Here is a 15,580-nt window from a genome sequence, read left to right on the forward strand (position 1 = left end):
AGACGTGGAAAGGTTTGATGCCGTAGTAATTGGCGCCGGTGCGGCGGGTATGTTTTGTGCGGCAATGGCCGGACAGGCGGGTCGTCGCGTGTTGCTGCTGGATAACGGTAAAAAACCAGGCCGTAAGATCCTGATGTCGGGCGGCGGGCGCTGCAACTTTACCAACCTGTACGTTGAACCCGCGGCCTATCTGAGCCAAAACCGTCATTTTTGCAAATCGGCGCTGGCGCGGTACACCCAGTGGGATTTTATCGACCTGGTGGGCAAGCACGGCATCGCCTGGCACGAAAAGACGCTGGGACAGCTGTTCTGCGATGACTCCGCGCAGCAGATTGTCGATATGCTGGTGGCCGAGTGTGAGAAGGGCGGCGTGGTGACGCGTCTGCGCACCGAGGTGCTGGCGGTGTCCCGTGACGAGCAGGGCTATACGCTGCAGCTCAACGGTGAAACGGTTAGCGCTGACAATCTGGTGATCGCCAGCGGCGGCCTGTCGATGCCCGGTCTGGGCGCATCGCCGTTTGGCTACAAGGTGGCCGAGCAGTTCGGCCTGAAGGTACTGCCCACGCGCGCCGGGCTGGTTCCGTTCACCCTGCATAAACCCTTGCTGGAGCAACTTCAGACGCTGTCTGGCGTCTCGGTGCCTTCGATTGTTACCGCAGAAAACGGCACGATGTTCCGCGAGAATCTACTCTTTACCCATCGCGGGTTATCAGGCCCGGCGGTGTTGCAGATCTCCAGCTACTGGCAGCCGGGTGAGTTCGTGACCGTCAATCTGCTGCCGGACTGCGATCTCGACAGCTTCCTCAGCGAGCAGCGCGCCGCGCATCCGAACCAGAGCCTGAAAAACACCCTGGCGATGCAGCTACCGAAGCGTCTGGTCGAGTGCCTGCAGCTTTTGGGGCAAATCCCGGATGTGTCGCTCAAGCAGCTTAATGGCCGCGAGCAGCAGGCGCTGGTCGACACGCTGACCCACTGGCGCGTTCAGCCTAACGGTACCGAAGGCTACCGCACGGCAGAAGTGACGCTTGGCGGCGTGGATACGGACGGGTTATCGTCCCGCACCATGGAGGCGCGTGACGTGAAGGGCCTCTACTTTATCGGCGAAGTGGTGGATGTCACCGGCTGGCTGGGTGGCTATAACTTCCAGTGGGCATGGTCAAGTGCCTGGGCCTGCGCGCAGGCGCTGGCCGCAGAATAATTTTTTTAAGGAAAGACGTATGTCCTCTGCTCATCTCGGTTTCCCAACGGAAACCGTTGTTGTCTTTGTGGTGATGGCCGTTGGGGCGATGTTTATCGACCTCTTTATGCACCGTCACGATAAACCTGTCTCACTGAAAAGCGCCGCGATGTGGTCCATCTTCTGGGTCATGATGGCGATGGCGTTCGCCGGGTTCCTGTATGTGCATCACGGTGCGGAGATGGCGAGCCTGTTCCTGACCGGTTACGCGCTGGAAGAGGTGCTCTCCGTCGATAACCTGTTTGTGATGATGGCGATTTTTGCCTGGTTCGGCGTGCCGGATAAATACCGTCACCGCGTGCTCTACTGGGGCGTGCTGGGGGCGATTGTGTTCCGCGGGATCTTCGTTGCCATCGGCACCAGCCTGCTGAGCCTGGGGCCATACGTAGAGGTGATTTTCGCGCTGGTTGTCGGCTGGACGGCGGTCATGATGCTCAGACGCAACGAAGAGAGCGATGAGGTCGAGGACTACTCCGGCCATCTGGCCTATCGGCTGGTGAAGCGTTTTTATCCGGTCTGGCCGAAAATCAGCAGCAACAAATTTATCCTGACGCAGAAAGAGGTGGATGCGGAGCTGGAAAAACCGGAAAACCGCGACGTCATGGTCGGGCGCGTGAAAAAGGCGAAGCGCTACGCCACGCCGCTGCTGCTCTGCGTGGCGGTGGTTGAGCTGTCCGACGTGATGTTCGCGTTTGACTCCGTTCCGGCGATCATCGCCGTGAGCCGTGAGCCGCTGATTATCTACAGCGCGATGATGTTCGCCATTCTGGGCCTGCGTACGCTCTACTTCGTGCTCGAGGCGCTGAAGCAGTACCTGGTTCATCTGGAGAAAGCGGTTGTCCTGCTGCTGTTCTTTGTGGCGTTTAAGCTGGGGCTGAATGCCACCGACCACTTCTGGCACCACGGCTACAGCATTGGCGCGACGGCCAGCCTGTTCGTGGTATTGGGCGTGCTGGCGCTGGGGATTATTGCGAGCGTGATGTTCCCGGGGAAACGTGAAGCCTGATGTTCGCTTACCCGGCCTGCGATGCTAACGTAGGCCGGGTAAGGCGCAGCCGCCACCCGGCGACAAAGATTACTTGATCGGCGAATTGCGACGCTTGCGCGGGTGATGGAAATGCCGCCAGTGCGGGTCCTGGGCGGCCGCCAGCAGTTCGTGGTCGCCACGGGTATCGCCCCAGGCTCGCAGGTGGTAGTCGCTCAGGTTGCCATACACTTTTTCCAGGCGCGCGACCTTCTGCGCACAGCGGCAGTTATGCCCGGTGATCCGCCCGGTCAGCTTGCCGTCTTTCACTTCAAGCTGAGTACCAATCAGCTTAATGCCGAGCTTGTCCGCCCACGGCTGCAGCACCAGGGCCGGAGACGCCGAGCAAATGGTCACTTCCGCACCCGAATTGACCTCTGCTGCCACGGCCATCACCCCTTCCGGGCGCATCAGCTTGTTCCAGTATTTTTCGCAAAACGCCTCCGCCTGCTGGCGTAACCAGCGCTCATCCACCCCCGTCAGGAACGTCCTGATGAGCACCTCTTTCAGCTCATCACGCGTTAACCTGCGGCGCACACAGTGAAGCGTAGGAAGCGCCATCCGTACCAGGCGGCCCGCAAAGTAACGCTTACCAAACGCGAAACGCAGGAAGGGGATAAAGCTGTCGTGGTGCGTCAATGTTCCATCAAAGTCAAAGACTGAGAGGACGCTGGACTTGGCTACGGCCTCGTCGGCAATCATATTGGTCATAAATACGTCTTAACTGAAATACACATTCTGCTCATTAGTTTACCTGTTTTAACGCCACAGTCCGTAAACCGCATACCTTTTTTTCTCGATCTTGCGACAGGGTTAGCCTGTCCGAAATTGGATCCAATAATCGTTGGGTAAAAAGTGAGCTGTCTATATTATCGCCGCATCGAAAGATATTTTCAGGGGGTCGTTGGCCTCCACGCGTAAGGAAAAAATCACTCACTGCTGCTTTTGGTTATGAATTTTAAACATCTTATTTCAGTACTCTCGTTAACCTTTGCTTCGTTTTCGGCCTTCAGTTTTCAGTTGCCTGCGTCAATGCTCTTGCCGCACAGCCCGTTTGCGGCGTCATCCGCCCGTGCGGCGCTGGTTCATCAGGCGTCAGGGCCGCTACGTTCCCGAATTATCGATCAATACCAGAAATGGAAAGGGACACAGTATCGGTGGGGGGGCACGACGCATCGCGGGGTGGATTGCTCGGCACTGATGCAGCATCTGTTCAGCGACGCGGCGCATCTCACGCTGCCGCGCACGACCGGGGAACAGATCCAGCGTGGCGTGCAGGTGGCGCAATACCGCCTGAAAGCCGGCGATCTGGTTTTCTTCCAGACCGGGCCGCACCGCCGACACGTTGGGGTATACATTGGCAACAGCCAGTTTATTCACGCCTCAAGCAGCCAGGGGGTGACAGTTTCCACCCTGACCGACAACTACTGGCAGGATCGCTACATTACCGCCCGCCGGGTGGCGGGCAGCCTGTCCTGACGGCTTTAGAGGATGTCATCCACCACGCCACCATCCACGCGCAGCGCGGCGCCGGAGGTGGCGGAGGCCTGCTCTGAACAGACGTAGATCACCATACTGGCGACTTCCTCAACCGTTGCTGCGCGCTGGATAACCGAGCTGGGGCGGTTCGCCATCACGAACTCTTTTGCCAGCTGCTCCAGCGATTTGCCCGTTTTTTCCATTTCGTCTTTCATCATGGCGGCAAAGCCGTCCGACATCGTCGGGCCAGGCAGAACGCTGTTTACCGTCACGCCGCTTCCCGCAACAAATTTTGCCAGCCCGCGCGCCAGCGAGAGCTGCGCCGTTTTGGTTACGCCATAGTGGATCATGTCTGCCGGAATATTGCGGGCGGATTCCGATGAGATAAACACCACGCGGCCCCAGCCTTTCTGCACCATGCCCGGCAGCAGGGCACGCGCAAGGCGCACGCCGGACATCACGTTGGTTTGCCAGTAGCGTTCCCAGGTATCGTCGTCGGTGGAATAAAAATCCTGCGGCCCGTAAATGCCCGCGTTATTCACCAGAATATCGACGCTCGGGGCCACCTTCAGAAGGCTATCGACGCCTTCCTGCGTGCTGAGGTCGGCAATCGCCGCGCGAACCTGTACGCCCGGCACCACCTGCTGGAGCGCCTGAATTCCCTGGTTGACCGACTCGGTGCTCCGGCCGTTAACGATCACCTCTGCGCCGCTTTCAGCCAGCCCCCGGGCGATGGCAAACCCAATTCCACCCGTTGAGGCGGTGACCAGCGCCACTTTCCCCGCAAAATCGATTTTCATTATCGGCTCCTTATCGTTATCAACATTCAGACCTTAAAGCGTAGCAGGTGCAATTTACGGAGCCGGGCTAAAAAGGCGCAGCAGCGTCTCGACCTGCTCGTCCAGCGGCGTGAGCGTGCGTTTCACAATCAGATGCAGCGGCGTGGCGCGACGCACGCCGTGGCTAAGCGGCAGCGTTTTAAGCACCCCCTGTTCAAGCTGGGTCTGGATGCGCTCCTCCGGCAGCCAGCCGTAGCCCACCTGCGAAATCACCGCTTCGATGGCGGCATCGATAGTGGAGAAGGTCCAGGAGCCGCCCGTGTCCCGCGCCGCCGTGTGGCTATCGGCAATCTGGATCAGCGGCCACGGGCGCAGCATGTCATCGTTCAGCGGTGCGTCGAGGGTAAACAGCGGATGGTCACGATGGGCGACGGCGACAAAATCGATGTTCATCAGCCATTCGCCCAGCCCGGTGATGTCCTGACGACGTGTTAACACCATGATGTCGGCTTCACTGGCGGCCACGTCAATGCTGGCATTTTCCAGCACCTCGGTCAGCCGGACCTGCGTGTGCGGATAGCGCTGCTGGAACTGACGCAAAATGGCAAACAGGCGGCGGCGGGGGAAAATACTGTCTACCATTAAGTCGATGCGGGTGCGCATTCCGCTACGCAGGGTGGCCGCGCGCGTCTCCAGGTAGGTAAAGCCTTTAAGCAGGGGTTTCACCTGGCTCAGCAGCTGCTCCCCGGCGGGCGTCAATACGGCCCGTCTCCCTTCCGCCACCAGCAGCGCCACGCCGATGCGCTCCTGCAGTAAAGAGAGGTTGTAGCTGACGGATGACTGGCTGCGGTTTGTCAGCTCTGCCGCTTTGGCAAAGCTGCCGGCTTCCACCACTTTTTCCAGTAATGACCACTGTTCAAGCGTTGTCTTGTGCATAACTCATCTAAATTTTGAATTAATTTGATTCAAACATAGCGTTATTCATTTAATTTTTAAAGGGGTACGATACGTTCATCAAAACAAAGGAGACACATTATGAGCAACTTCGACAAACACGACTTAAGCGGCTTTGTGGGTAAACACCTGGTCTATACCTACGATAACGGCTGGAACTACGAAATTTACGTCAAAAACGAAAATACCCTCGACTACCGTATCCACAGCGGTCTGGTGGGCAACCGCTGGGTTAAAGATCAGCAGGCGTATATCGTCCGTGTTGGGGAAAGCATCTACAAAATCTCCTGGACCGAACCTACCGGTACCGACGTCAGCCTGATTGCGAACCTGGGCGACAAATTGTTCCACGGCACCATCTTCTTCCCACGCTGGGTGATGAATAATCCGGAAAAAACCGTCTGCTTCCAGAACGATCACATTCCAGAGATGAATGCCTACCGTGATGCCGGCCCGGCCTATCCGACCGAGGTTATCGATGAATTTGCGACCATCACCTTTGTGCGAGACTGTGGTCCAAATGATGACAGCGTTATTGCCTGCGCGGCCAGCGAGCTGCCAGAAAACTTTCCCGCTAATTTAAACTAAGCGCGACAATTAACGTAAATGAAAAGTTCCCGGCGCATTTGTTATTTATTCAAATGGCCGGGATTTTCTTTTATTGGTTGACCTTCGGTTTAGGAAAATATTTTCAAATGTTAACGCAGCGCACAAATTAAATAATTCATATTAATACTAAGTTATTGTTTACTAGTGGTTTAAATTGAATTCCCGCCTTTAAATAACGCCCTTCTTAATTTTTTCCTAAGAAATCAGCATTACCTTGAGATGAGTTTATGGTTCGTTGAAATAAACGGACCGGCTTTTGGTTAATATCCAAAAAAAGCTTTTCACATCTCAAGGAAATTAAAGATGAGTGATTTCTTGCCTTTTTCCCGCCCGTCGATGGGGCCGGAGGAATTAGCGGCGCTGCAGGAGGTATTAACCTCTGGCTGGATCACCACAGGCCCCAAAAACCAGGCGCTTGAAGAGGCATTTTGCACGCTGACGGGCAACCGCCACGCTATCGCCGTCAGCTCCGCCACCGCCGGGATGCACGTTACGCTGATGGCGCTGGGCATTGGCCCCGGCGACGAGGTGATCACCCCTTCGCTGACCTGGGTGTCGACGCTGAACATGATCGTTCTGCTGGGCGCGACGCCAGTGATGATCGATGTCGACCGGGATACGCTGATGGTCACGCCGCAGGCGGTCGAGGCGGCGATAACGCCCCGTACCAAAGCGATTGTGCCGGTCCATTATGCCGGCGCGCCGTGTGATATCGACGGGATCCGTGCCATCGCTGAACGCCACGGTATTCCGGTGGTGGAAGACGCCGCACACGCCGCAGGAACCTACTACAAAAGCCAGCACGTCGGCCATCAGGGCACGGCGATCTTCTCCTTCCACGCCATCAAAAACATGACCTGCGCCGAGGGCGGATTGGTGGTCACGGACGATGAACAGCTGGCGCAGAGCATCCGCAGCCTGAAGTTTCACGGCCTGGGCGTGGATGCCTATGACCGGCAGACCCATGGCCGCGCGCCGCAGGCGGAGGTCATTACCCCCGGCTTCAAATACAACCTGGCGGATATCAACGCCGCGCTGGCGCTGGTGCAGCTGGGCAAGCTCGGGGAGGCTAACCGACGTCGCCGCGACATTGCCGACCGCTACCTGCATGAACTCTCTGATACGCCCTTCCAGCCGCTGCGCATTCCGGCGTGGCAGCACTTGCATGCCTGGCACCTGTTTATCATTCGCGTGGATGAAGCGCGCTGTGGGATATCCCGCGATGGCCTGATGGCCGCGCTGAAAGAGAAGGGCATTGGCACCGGCCTGCACTTTCGCGCGGCACACACGCAAAAATACTACCGCGAGCGTTTCCCGGATGTCTCACTGCCGAACGCCGAATGGAATAGCGCGCGCATTTGTTCCCTCCCTCTTTTCCCGGACATGACCCATGACGACACAACCCGCGTCATTACCGCGCTCCATCAGCTTGCAGGACATTGATATGTTCAGCGCCCCGACCGTACAGAAAGTTTCCGTGGTGATCCCGGTCTATAACGAACAGGAGAGCCTGCCTGAGCTTCTGCGCCGCACCACGGCTGCCTGCGAGACGCTGGGCAAGGCATACGAAATTTTACTGGTGGATGACGGCAGCAGCGACGACTCCGCCCACATGCTCTCCGACGCCGCGAACGAGCCGGGGAGCCACATTGTCGCCGTGCTGCTGAACCGTAACTACGGCCAGCACTCGGCGATCATGGCCGGCTTCAGCCACGTGACGGGCGATCTGGTCATCACTCTGGATGCCGACCTGCAAAACCCGCCGGAGGAGATCCCGCGCCTGGTTGCCAAAGCCGATGAAGGTTATGACGTGGTTGGCACCGTGCGGCAGAACCGCCAGGACAGTCTTTTCCGCAAGCTGGCGTCACGCACCATCAACCGCCTGATCCAGCGCACCACCGGCAAGGCGATGGGCGATTACGGCTGCATGCTGCGCGCCTATCGCCGCCATATTGTCGACGCCATGCTGCACTGCCACGAGCGCAGCACGTTCATTCCCATTCTGGCGAACACCTTTGCCCGTAAGGCCACGGAGATCCCGGTGCTGCACGCCGAGCGCGAGCACGGGGAGTCGAAGTACAGCTTCATGCGTCTGATCAACCTGATGTACGACCTGATCACCTGCCTGACCACCACGCCGCTGCGTCTGCTGAGCGTCTTCGGCAGCGTGATTGCGCTCGCCGGGTTTGCGCTTTCCGTGTTGCTGGTCGTTCTGCGTCTGGTCTTTGGCCCGCAGTGGGCAGCGGAAGGGGTCTTTATGCTATTTGCCGTGCTGTTTACGTTCATCGGCGCCCAGTTTATCGGTATGGGGCTGCTGGGTGAGTATATCGGCCGAATCTACAACGATGTTCGCGCGCGTCCGCGCTACTTTATTCAACGTGTTGTCCGTCAGGAACACAAAGCGTCTCAAGAGGAAAAACACCCATGAAAGCTGTCGTCTTTGCCTATCACGATATGGGGTGCACGGGCACACTGGCCCTGCTGGAAGCAGGCTATGACATTGCTGCCATTTTTACGCATCCGGATACCGTCGGTGAAAACACCTTCTTCGGGTCGGTGGCGCGTATTGCGGCCGAGCGCGGCATCCCGGTTTACGCCCCGGATGACGTAAACCATCCGCTGTGGGTTGACCGCATCCGCAAGATCGCCCCGGAGATGATCTTCTCGTTCTACTACCGCAGCCTGCTGTGCGACGAGATCCTGAGCGTGGCGACAAACGGGGCGTTTAATCTTCACGGCTCCCTGCTGCCTGCCTATCGCGGCCGCGCACCCCTGAACTGGGTGCTGGTTAACGGCGAAACGGAAACCGGCGTGACCCTGCACCGCATGGTCAACCGCGCCGATGCCGGGGCGATCGTCGCGCAGCAGCGTGTGGCCATTGGCCCTGACGATACCGCCCTGGAACTCCATCATAAGCTCTGTGCTGCGGCGCAAACGCTGTTGCGTGATACGTTACCGACGCTTCTGAACGGCTCCTTCAGCGAAATCGCCCAGGACGAGAGCAAGGCCAGCTGCTTTGGCCGCCGCACCCCGGAAGACGGGCGTCTGGACTGGCATAAACCGGCGCGACAGCTGCACAACCTGGTGCGCGCCGTGACCGACCCGTGGCCGGGGGCGTACAGCTTCGCCGGGGTCAGCAAATTTATCGTCTGGAAATCCCGGGTGCGTGACGATATTCCTGCCGCCAGGCCGGGCACCGTTGTCTCCGCCTCGCCGCTGATCATCAGCTGCGGCGAGCAGGCGCTGGAGATCGTCACCGGGCAAACCGACAGCGGCCTGTACGTGCAGGGCGCGCAGCTGGCGCAGTCGCTCGGTCTGGTTGCCGGGGCACTGATCACCAGCGCGCCGGTTGTCGCTATTAAGCGCCGCACGCGCGTGTTAATCCTTGGGGTGAACGGTTTTATCGGCAACCACCTGACCGAGCGCCTGCTCAGGGACGACAATTACGAGATCTACGGTCTGGACATTGGATCCGATGCGATCGGCCGCTTCCTCGACAACCCGCGTTTTCACTTCGTCGAGGGGGATATCAGTATCCACTCCGAGTGGATCGAATATCACATTAAGAAATGCGACGTGGTGCTGCCGCTGGTGGCGATTGCGACCCCGATCGAGTACACCCGTAACCCGCTGCGCGTGTTCGAGCTGGACTTCGAAGAAAACCTGAAGATTATCCGCGACTGCGTGAAATACGATAAACGCATCATCTTCCCGTCGACCTCGGAAGTGTACGGCATGTGCACCGACAACAACTTCGACGAAGACACCTCGAACCTCGTGGTCGGGCCGATCAACAAGCAGCGCTGGATCTACTCGGTGTCCAAACAGCTGCTGGACCGCGTGATCTGGGCCTACGGCGAAAAAGCGGGGCTGCGCTTTACCCTGTTCCGTCCGTTTAACTGGATGGGGCCGCGTCTGGACAATCTCAACGCGGCGCGCATCGGCAGCTCGCGCGCCATCACCCAGCTGATCCTTAACCTGGTGGAAGGGTCGCCTATCAAGCTGATTGAAGGCGGTAAGCAGAAGCGCTGCTTCACCGATATCAGCGACGGCATCGAGGCGCTGTTCCGCATCATTGAAAACAAAGATAACCGCTGCAACGGCGAGATCATCAACATCGGTAATCCGGATAACGAAGCGAGCATTCGTGAGCTGGCCGAGATGCTGCTGGCGAGCTTTGAGCGCCACCCGCTGCGCGATCGCTTCCCGCCGTTTGCAGGCTTCCGCGAAGTGGAAAGCAGCAGCTATTACGGCAAAGGCTATCAGGACGTTGAGCACCGCAAGCCCAGCATCCGCAATGCGAAGCGTTGTCTGAACTGGACGCCGACCATTCAGATGGAACAAACCATTGATGAAACGCTCGATTTCTTCCTGCGCACCGTGGAGCTATCGGAACAGGCCTCATGAAAAAAGTCGGTTTACGCATTGATGTCGACACCTTTCGCGGCACGCGTGACGGCGTGCCACGGCTGCTGGCGCTGTTGAACAAGCACGGCGTGCAGGCCAGCTTTTTCTTCAGCGTCGGGCCAGACAACATGGGGCGTCACCTGTGGCGCCTGGTTAAACCGGCCTTTCTGTTCAAAATGCTGCGTTCGCGCGCGGCCTCTCTCTACGGCTGGGATATTTTACTGGCCGGCACCGCCTGGCCCGGCAGACGTATCGGGGCAGGCAATGAAGCGGTTATCCGCGACGCCGCGCGCGATCATGAGGTGGGGCTTCACGCCTGGGATCACCACGCCTGGCAGGCATGGGCCGGGGTCTGGGACATACCGCGTCTGACGCGCGAGGTGGATCGCGGCATGCTGGAGCTGGAAGCGATTACCGGCCAGCCTGTTCGCTGCTCGGCGGTGGCCGGGTGGCGGGCCGATCAGCGGGTGGTGAAAGCCAAAGAACCGTTCGCCTTTCACTACAACAGCGACTGCCGGGGCACCGGGCCGTTTTTGCCGCTGTTAGGCGAGAACCGCTTCGGCACCGTGCAAATCCCGGTCACGCTTCCCACCTGGGACGAGGTGGTCGGGCGCGAGGTCAGTGCCGACGGCTTTAATCGCTTCATTCTGGACGCCATGCATCGCGATGCCGGGACGCCGGTCTACACCATTCACGCTGAGGTCGAAGGCATTGCGTATCAGCAGGATTTCGATGCGCTCCTGACGATGGCGGCGCGGGAGGGCATTCAGTTTTGCCCGCTGAGCGCGCTGTTACCGGACGACCTCCAGAGCCTGCCGCCCGGCAAAATCGTTCGTCGTGAAATGGCTGGCCGGGAAGGCTGGCTTGGCTATCAACAAACCGTGAGTTCGGGACTATGAAAACAGCCCGTTATGGCGCAGCACTTCTTGCCCTGTTTATCGTTTACTACCTCATTCCGGTCGATCTGCGCCTGCTGTGGCAGCCAGACGAAACGCGCTACGCGGAAATCAGCCGCGAAATGCTGGCCTCGGGCGACTGGGTGGTGCCGCATTTTCTGGGGCTTCGCTACTTCGAAAAACCGATTGCCGGATACTGGATCAACAGCATCGGGCAGTGGCTGTTTGGCGACGGTAACTTTGCCGTTCGCGCCGGATCGATTTTCTCCACCGGGCTGACGTCGCTGCTGGTGATGTGGCTGGCCTGGCATCTCTGGCGCGATAAGCGCGTCGCCTTGTTATCCGGCGTGATTTTTTTAACCCTGCTGCTGGTCTACGGTATCGGGACCTATGCCGTGCTGGACCCGATGATTACCCTCTGGCTGGTGGCCGCGATGTGCAGCTTCTGGCTGGCCGCGCAGGCAAAAAGCCCCGGCGGGAAAGCGGCGGGCTATCTGCTGCTGGGGCTGGCCTGCGGCATGGGCGTGATGACCAAGGGCTTTCTCGCCCTGGCGGTACCGGTCATCGGCGTGCTGCCGTGGGTGATTGTGCACAAACGCTGGAAAGAGGTGCTGCTGTTTGGCTGGCTCGCCGTTCTGAGCTGCGTGCTGATTGTCCTGCCCTGGGGGCTGGCGATTGCGCACCGTGAACCTGACTTCTGGCGCTACTTCTTCTGGGTGGAACATATCCAGCGCTTTGCGCAGAGCGATGCCCAGCATAAAGCGCCGTTCTGGTATTACCTGCCGTTCCTGATTGCCGGTAGCCTGCCGTGGCTGGCGCTGCTGCCCGGCGCGCTGCGTCTGGGCTGGCGCGACAGGCAAGAGGCGGGGCAGGGGTGGTATTTACTGGGCTGGGTGGTGATGCCGCTGCTGTTCTTCAGCATCGCTAAAGGCAAGCTGCCGACCTACATTCTGCCATGCTTCGCGCCTCTGGCGATCCTGATGGCACGCTATGCCTGCACCGTGGCGGAAAAAAGCGTCCGGGTGCTGCGCGTCAACGCGGGCATTAACCTGGCGTTCGGCGCGCTTGGCGTGGTGGCCGCGCTGGTGGTGTCACCGTGGGGGCCGACAGCGCATCCCGTCTGGGCTCCCGTTGAGCTGTATAAAATTTTCTGTGCGGTCATGGCGTTCCTCGTCTGGGTGGCGGTGGGCATGTACACCCTGCGCGACAGCCCGCGGCGCTGGTGGCTGGCGGCGCTCTGTCCCGCCGGGCTGGCGCTGCTGGTTGGGTTCGCCGTCCCCAGCAAGGTGGAGGATTCAAAGCAGCCTCAGTCGCTGATCGAGACCGTGCGCGTGCCGCTGCAGGAGAGCCGGTTCGTGCTTGCAAACAACGTGGGCGTGGCGTCGGGACTGGCCTGGGAGCTTAAGCGTAACGACATCATTCTTTACGGTCAGGCAGGGGAACTCCGCTACGGCCTGAACTACCCCGACGCACAGGGGCGCTTCGTGAGCAACGAGGCGATCGCCCAGTGGCTGGAGGAGCATCGCCAGCAGGGGCCGGTGTCGCTGGTGCTTCTGCTGTCTAAAAATGACGATCTTGTTCGCGCGAAGCTGCCTGAACCGGACAGCCTGTACGTTCAGGGCCGCCTGGCTTATTTGCAGTATTTCCCGCAATGATGACCTGGATCGGGCTGATACTGGCGAGCCTGCTGAGCTGCGCAGGCCAGCTTTGCCAGAAACAGGCGACCCGCCCGGCAACAACCGGGCGGCGCGGCGCGCACCGTGCGCTCTGGCTTGGCCTTGCGCTGCTGGCGCTGGGCAGCGGGATGCTGGTCTGGCTGGTGGTGTTACAGCATCTGCCGGTCGGGATTGCCTACCCAATGCTGAGCCTCAATTTTGTCTGGGTGACGCTGGCGGCAAAAACCCTCTGGCGTGAGCACATTTCGCCGCGCCACTGGCTGGGCGTGGGCTTGATTATCATCGGGATTATTGTGCTGGGAGGAAGCCTGTGAAGGGCGTGTTATGGGCATTATGCAGCGTGATTCTGGTCAGCGCGGCGCAGCTGCTGCTGCGCGCGGCGATGGTGGCCTTGCCCCCCGTCAGCGATCTCGCGGTATTTATGCCGGCGCTCTGGCACCGTGCGCCGGGCACCGGTTTGCTGGTGCTGGGCCTGATGGGCTATGTGGTATCAATGGGCTGCTGGTATCTGGCGCTGCACCGTCTGGCGCTCAGCAAAGCCTATGCTCTGCTGAGCCTCAGCTATGTGCTGGTGTGGGGCGCAGCCATTGTGCTCCCCGGCTGGGACGAACCCTTTTCCTGGCACGGGCTGGCCGGCGTCGGGTTGATTATTGCGGGTGTGCTGACAATTTTTCACCCGACGCGTCGTTAACAGAATGGACCGCCGCCGCGGTAAGCGCAAAAGGGGTAGCGGTGCAGACGGCAAGACTCAGCGACGCAATCTGACACTGGCTGACCGAATGCAGCGCGTGGGCGGCGCTGTCGATGCTGACAATCTGCCACGAGTGCGCGCCGCGCTGTTTAACGATGGCACCTTTTCGCGTCCAGATGCGCCAGAACGCCGCAAGCTGGTTATCCGGCGCTTCATTTTCCAGTTCGGCATGTTCGGCACTGCTAAACACGGCGTTGGCGAGCGTCCGCCAGTTATCTTGCGCACGAATATGTTCCAGCGAGCAGCCTACGTCACCTTCATCGCTGACGATCAGGGCAATATCATCCTCACAGTGGCTGACGCTGAACCACAGCGGGTAGTGGTCGGCAAAGCCCGGTTTTCCCTGTTCACTGTAGATAATCTCCGGCAACGGCTCTGGCGCAAACAGGCGCGAGAGCAGCCCGCGGCCCGCCAGCCAGCGGGCGCGCTGTGCGCCCTCAGGGGCATAACGGGTAAGGGCTTCGGCCCAGTTATCGGTACTGAGCGAGGAGATTTTTCCCAGAAAAACCTGGTACATAAGAGGTCTGGCCTTCAGTCGAAACAGAGATATCCGCACAGTTGCGCGGCGAAACCATTACTATAATCTATTGCTGCTCACAATAGCTAACCGGGAAGCGGATTACCCCGGCAATCGACTTTTTGGCCGCCCTGGTCCGAGCAGTATCGCCAGTTTACTGCCGCCGTTGGTGGTCTCCATCCAGATTTTACACACGCTGGTAAGCGGTACCGACAGCAGCATCCCGACCGGCCCCAGCAGCCATCCCCAGACCAACAACGACAAAAACACCACCATCGTCGACATGCCCAGCCGGTGGCCCATCATGCGCGGCTCCAGGATATTGCCCAGCACCATGTGCACCGCCAGGAACAGCGCCCCGACCAGCATACATTCATAAAAGCCATTAAATAAAAATGCCTGGATCATGGGCGGCACGGCGGAGAGCACCGCGCCAATGTTGGGCACGTAGTTCAGCAGAAACGCCAGCACGCCCCACATCAACGCGAACTGCACGTCCAGCAACACCAGCCCCAGCCAGACGATCACCCCGGTCCAGAGGCTCAGCAAGGTTTTCAGCGCCAGATATTTAGAGACGCCTTTTAACGCGCGGTGCAGGCCAGCGATGTGGATCTGCGGGTTATTCAGCGCAAAGCGCAGTTTGTAGGGAACATGGCGGACTTCAAAGAGCATGAATACCACCGTCATGACCAGCAGCAAAATGCTGGCCATCGCGCCGGACAGGCCGGTCATCAGCGTGGTGGCGTAGGTCATTACCTTCTCGGAATCCATCCGGCGCAGCATCCGTTCCGGCGAGATATGCAGGTTGATAAACGGCATCATTCGTTGCAGGTCGACCAGCTTGCGCGTCAGCTCTTTGTTGTATTGCGGCAGCATGGTGGAGAATTCACTTAGCGACGCGGCAAGCACGCCAAACAGGGCCGTCAGGACAATCAACATCACAATCACCACAATGGTGATGGCGACCGGGCGACTGACTCCCCGGCGTAAAAACCACGTCACCAGCGGGTTGAGAACGATGGCAAAAAAAAGCGCCAGCAGGAGCTGGACAAGAATATCGGCGGCCGCGTGGATCCCCGCAAGGATCACCACCAGACAGGCGAGTTTGAGGAGAATGTGTAAACCCGCTTTGTCGGGCTGGGTGGTTAACATGGGTTTTCCTTAATGTGGTTGCACGCTAAGTGTAGTGCGGCGCAGGCGCTTCGTCTGGGTCGATAATCTGAAAGTCGCTGCTGATTTTCTCATCCCGTC

Annotated in this window: 16 protein-coding genes; 11 read left to right on the forward strand and 5 right to left on the reverse strand. The window is 59.1% G+C overall.

The genetic code is table 11. From position 1 onward, the window contains the following. Positions 1–4 precede the first annotated feature (4 nt). Both ACWKX3_RS15110 and ACWKX3_RS15115 read left to right on the forward strand, forming a co-directional pair. Positions 5–1,198, forward strand: coding sequence for a BaiN/RdsA family NAD(P)/FAD-dependent oxidoreductase (locus tag ACWKX3_RS15110; RefSeq protein ID WP_088209256.1), 1,194 nt, complete (start codon positions 5–7; stop codon positions 1,196–1,198). A gap of 19 nt (positions 1,199–1,217) precedes the next feature. Continuing rightward, a complete protein-coding gene (locus tag ACWKX3_RS15115; protein ID WP_006177983.1) occupies positions 1,218–2,243 on the forward strand; it encodes a TerC/Alx family metal homeostasis membrane protein in 1,026 nt (341 codons plus the stop codon). 69 nt (positions 2,244–2,312) lie between these two features. Here ACWKX3_RS15115 and ACWKX3_RS15120 read toward each other — a convergent pair whose 3' ends face one another. After that, positions 2,313–2,972 (reverse strand): HAD family hydrolase, encoded by a 660-nt coding sequence (locus ACWKX3_RS15120; protein WP_006177982.1) that lies wholly within the window; start codon positions 2,970–2,972, stop codon positions 2,313–2,315. Between the two features lie 240 nt (positions 2,973–3,212). Here ACWKX3_RS15120 and ACWKX3_RS15125 point away from each other — a divergent pair, with 240 nt between their 5' ends. Then, the gene (locus ACWKX3_RS15125) at positions 3,213–3,740 is read left to right on the forward strand and encodes an NlpC/P60 family protein (RefSeq protein ID WP_006177980.1); all 528 of its coding nucleotides are present in this window, start codon (positions 3,213–3,215) and stop codon (positions 3,738–3,740) included. Between the two features lie 5 nt (positions 3,741–3,745). Here ACWKX3_RS15125 and ACWKX3_RS15130 read toward each other — a convergent pair whose 3' ends face one another. Further along, positions 3,746–4,540: an SDR family NAD(P)-dependent oxidoreductase gene (locus ACWKX3_RS15130; protein WP_101738441.1), complete on the reverse strand. Its 795-nt coding sequence runs from the start codon at positions 4,538–4,540 to the stop codon at positions 3,746–3,748. A 54-nt stretch (positions 4,541–4,594) separates the two neighbouring features. Beyond that, positions 4,595–5,455 (reverse strand): LysR family transcriptional regulator, encoded by an 861-nt coding sequence (locus tag ACWKX3_RS15135; protein ID WP_006177977.1) that lies wholly within the window; start codon positions 5,453–5,455, stop codon positions 4,595–4,597. Between the two features lie 99 nt (positions 5,456–5,554). On the opposite strand from ACWKX3_RS15135, the gene ACWKX3_RS15140 reads away from it, so the two are divergent. The 8 genes from ACWKX3_RS15140 (at position 5,555) to arnF (ending at position 13,752) form a co-directional block, all read left to right on the forward strand. Then, positions 5,555–6,061, forward strand: a complete 507-nt coding sequence (locus ACWKX3_RS15140) for a phenolic acid decarboxylase (protein WP_006177976.1) — start codon at positions 5,555–5,557, stop codon at positions 6,059–6,061. Positions 6,062–6,385: 324 nt separating this feature from the next. After that, entirely contained in the window at positions 6,386–7,525 is a 1,140-nt protein-coding gene (gene arnB, locus ACWKX3_RS15145; protein ID WP_454542044.1) for a UDP-4-amino-4-deoxy-L-arabinose aminotransferase, read from the forward strand. 1 nt (position 7,526) lies between these two features. Continuing rightward, positions 7,527–8,510 carry an undecaprenyl-phosphate 4-deoxy-4-formamido-L-arabinose transferase gene (gene arnC / locus ACWKX3_RS15150; RefSeq protein ID WP_337285805.1) on the forward strand — a complete coding sequence of 328 codons (984 nt, stop codon included), beginning with the start codon at positions 7,527–7,529 and terminating at the stop codon, positions 8,508–8,510. Further along, positions 8,507–10,489 (forward strand): bifunctional UDP-4-amino-4-deoxy-L-arabinose formyltransferase/UDP-glucuronic acid oxidase ArnA, encoded by a 1,983-nt coding sequence (gene arnA / locus ACWKX3_RS15155; RefSeq protein WP_040078205.1) that lies wholly within the window; start codon positions 8,507–8,509, stop codon positions 10,487–10,489. Before arnC ends, arnA begins: the two co-directional genes overlap by 4 nt. Then, a complete protein-coding gene (gene arnD / locus ACWKX3_RS15160; RefSeq protein WP_088209253.1) occupies positions 10,486–11,388 on the forward strand; it encodes a 4-deoxy-4-formamido-L-arabinose-phosphoundecaprenol deformylase in 903 nt (300 codons plus the stop codon). Before arnA ends, arnD begins: the two co-directional genes overlap by 4 nt. Continuing rightward, a complete protein-coding gene (arnT, locus tag ACWKX3_RS15165; RefSeq protein ID WP_454542045.1) occupies positions 11,385–13,040 on the forward strand; it encodes a lipid IV(A) 4-amino-4-deoxy-L-arabinosyltransferase in 1,656 nt (551 codons plus the stop codon). The genes arnD and arnT overlap by 4 nt, the downstream gene beginning before the upstream one ends. Further along, positions 13,037–13,375, forward strand: coding sequence for a 4-amino-4-deoxy-L-arabinose-phosphoundecaprenol flippase subunit ArnE (gene arnE, locus ACWKX3_RS15170; RefSeq protein WP_058609759.1), 339 nt, complete (start codon positions 13,037–13,039; stop codon positions 13,373–13,375). Before arnT ends, arnE begins: the two co-directional genes overlap by 4 nt. Beyond that, the gene (gene arnF, locus ACWKX3_RS15175; protein ID WP_454542046.1) at positions 13,372–13,752 is read left to right on the forward strand and encodes a 4-amino-4-deoxy-L-arabinose-phosphoundecaprenol flippase subunit ArnF; all 381 of its coding nucleotides are present in this window, start codon (positions 13,372–13,374) and stop codon (positions 13,750–13,752) included. Before arnE ends, arnF begins: the two co-directional genes overlap by 4 nt. On the opposite strand, the gene acpT is transcribed toward arnF, so the two are convergent. After that, a complete protein-coding gene (gene acpT / locus ACWKX3_RS15180) occupies positions 13,709–14,329 on the reverse strand; it encodes a 4'-phosphopantetheinyl transferase AcpT (protein ID WP_006177964.1) in 621 nt (206 codons plus the stop codon). The two genes, arnF and acpT, sit on opposite strands and share 44 nt — an antisense overlap. Before the next feature lie 102 nt (positions 14,330–14,431). Next, positions 14,432–15,481 carry an AI-2E family transporter gene (locus ACWKX3_RS15185; RefSeq protein ID WP_006177963.1) on the reverse strand — a complete coding sequence of 350 codons (1,050 nt, stop codon included), beginning with the start codon at positions 15,479–15,481 and terminating at the stop codon, positions 14,432–14,434. Positions 15,482–15,580 lie beyond the last annotated feature (99 nt).

Source organism: Enterobacter sp. UPMP2052 (genome assembly GCF_053709675.1).

Bases quoted from the DNA above. Each gene is read 5' to 3' on its own strand.
- ACWKX3_RS15185 (WP_006177963.1), bottom strand. From the start codon at position 15,481: ATGTTAACCACCCAGCCCGACAAAGCGGGTTTACACATTCTCCTCAAA.
- arnB (WP_454542044.1), top strand. From the start codon at position 6,386: ATGAGTGATTTCTTGCCTTTTTCCCGCCCGTCGATGGGGCCGGAGGAA.
- arnT (WP_454542045.1), top strand. From the start codon at position 11,385: ATGAAAACAGCCCGTTATGGCGCAGCACTTCTTGCCCTGTTTATCGTT.
- acpT (WP_006177964.1), bottom strand. From the start codon at position 14,329: ATGTACCAGGTTTTTCTGGGAAAAATCTCCTCGCTCAGTACCGATAAC.
- ACWKX3_RS15115 (WP_006177983.1), top strand. From the start codon at position 1,218: ATGTCCTCTGCTCATCTCGGTTTCCCAACGGAAACCGTTGTTGTCTTT.
- ACWKX3_RS15120 (WP_006177982.1), bottom strand. From the start codon at position 2,972: ATGACCAATATGATTGCCGACGAGGCCGTAGCCAAGTCCAGCGTCCTC.
- arnD (WP_088209253.1), top strand. From the start codon at position 10,486: ATGAAAAAAGTCGGTTTACGCATTGATGTCGACACCTTTCGCGGCACG.
- ACWKX3_RS15140 (WP_006177976.1), top strand. From the start codon at position 5,555: ATGAGCAACTTCGACAAACACGACTTAAGCGGCTTTGTGGGTAAACAC.
- ACWKX3_RS15135 (WP_006177977.1), bottom strand. From the start codon at position 5,455: ATGCACAAGACAACGCTTGAACAGTGGTCATTACTGGAAAAAGTGGTG.
- arnE (WP_058609759.1), top strand. From the start codon at position 13,037: ATGATGACCTGGATCGGGCTGATACTGGCGAGCCTGCTGAGCTGCGCA.
- ACWKX3_RS15130 (WP_101738441.1), bottom strand. From the start codon at position 4,540: ATGAAAATCGATTTTGCGGGGAAAGTGGCGCTGGTCACCGCCTCAACG.
- arnC (WP_337285805.1), top strand. From the start codon at position 7,527: ATGTTCAGCGCCCCGACCGTACAGAAAGTTTCCGTGGTGATCCCGGTC.
- arnA (WP_040078205.1), top strand. From the start codon at position 8,507: ATGAAAGCTGTCGTCTTTGCCTATCACGATATGGGGTGCACGGGCACA.
- ACWKX3_RS15125 (WP_006177980.1), top strand. From the start codon at position 3,213: ATGAATTTTAAACATCTTATTTCAGTACTCTCGTTAACCTTTGCTTCG.